The organism is Streptomyces sp. NRRL B-24572, from assembly GCF_002156145.1.
GTDB classification, from domain to species: domain Bacteria; phylum Actinomycetota; class Actinomycetes; order Streptomycetales; family Streptomycetaceae; genus Streptomyces; species Streptomyces vietnamensis.
Genome location: NZ_MWIG01000665.1, coordinates 1 through 1,555, shown reverse-complemented (window position 1 = coordinate 1,555; position 1,555 = coordinate 1). Strand labels below are relative to the sequence as shown.

The 1,555-nt window shown below is 71.4% G+C and carries 1 pseudogene; it reads right to left on the bottom strand.

Annotation, left to right across the window (positions count from 1 at the left end):
* Nucleotides 1-1,555: pseudogene (locus CCN56_RS33010) on the bottom strand (amino acid adenylation protein); the annotation flags it as partial.

Here is a 1,555-nt window from a genome sequence, read left to right as displayed (position 1 = left end):
GCCGGCCTGCACGGCCGCCCAGATCTCCGCGAGCCTGCCCTCCGTACGCGTACGGGGCAGGACGTGCGGGCGGCCGTGCAGGCCGGCGTTGACCACGGCGAGGTCGGCGAGCGCCTTCGTGTCCACCTTGCCGTTCGCCGACAGGGGCAGCCGGTCCAGGACCACGACCCGGTTCGGGATCATGTAGTCCGGCAGGTGGTGCACGAGGTCGTCCCGGATCATCTCCGCCGGGCCCTTCATGTGGACCGTGTCCTCGTGCATCCCCTCGCTCAGCCGCTGCTCCTCGCTCACCCGGCCGCCGACGAAGAAGTACGAGGGGCCGGTCGCCCGTCCCGCCGCCGTCAGGATCTCGTCCACGCGGCGGGCGGCGGGGAGGGGGTGGCCGGACTTGGAGCTGTAGCCGGAGGACATGAACCCGAGTCCGTGGCCGCCGAGTTGGAGACGCTGGAGGGTCCGGCCGAGGTCGACGTACGCGCGCCCTGTGGCCGCCGTCCGGCTGACGACGGTGACGCCGAGCGAGGACCGCTCGTACACCGCCTGGTTGATGGCGATGACGTGCTTCTTCTCGACGAGGGAGGAAGAGATCTCCTTCAACTCGCCCTGGACGTAGGCGTACTGGCCCTGGGGGAGGTCCGGGACGCGGTTCCCGTGGGCCTGGACGTAGACGTCCACCTCCGGGTCGGTCCGCACCCTCGCCCCCTCGTCGTACGGGACGACCTCCCACGCGCCGTCGGCGCACGCGCGGACGTCGAGGCCGTACCCGGGCAGGATCTCCTCGAAGAGGCCCACCATGTGGCCGGTCTCGATCTCCAGGACCTCCTGGATGTTGTTCTTGTAGACGGGCTCGATGGCCTCCCGCTTGCCCCGGAAGCGGAGGCGGAGGGACGGTTCGCCCATGGCCAGGTCGCCCATGGCCGGGAGCGCCTCCGTCAGGTACAGGCGGTGGCGGACCGGATGGTAGTAGTACGTGCCCGGGTCCAGGCCCGCGATCCCGCGCGCCTCCACGTACAGCTGCGTCGCGTACAGCGCGCCCGGTGAGGCGTAGCCGTACTTCGGGAGGAGCCGCTCCTCGCTCGTGAACTGTCCGAACCAGCGCAGGAGTTCACCGAGGTCGGCCGCCGCGAGGCTGCCGACCCGGCGGGAGCCGATGCCCTCGGGACGGCGGGCCAGGGCCGCGAGGACGTCGGCGCGGGTGACCTCGCCGCCCTCGTAGAAGCGGTACGTCTTGCGGGCGAAGACCGTACGGCGCATCCGCTCGGTGGGCGTCCCGCCCGGGAGCTCCACCACCGGGCAGCCCGCCAGCTCGGCGTCCTCGCGGGTGCCGGCGTTCGACAGCTGGGCCTTGACCTGGAGCTTCGACTCCTTGGACTGGTGGTGGGCGCCGTGGTTGCCCTGGTCCATCAGGGCCGCCTCCTTCGGCGACAGCTCCACGCAGGCGACGAGGTTCTGGAAGCCGGTGCGGGGCTCGTCCTTGACGATGACCGCCGCGTTCTTGACCCAGTCGTGGTCCTCGATGGCGAGCGCGATCTCGTCCAGCTCGACGCGGAAGCCGCGC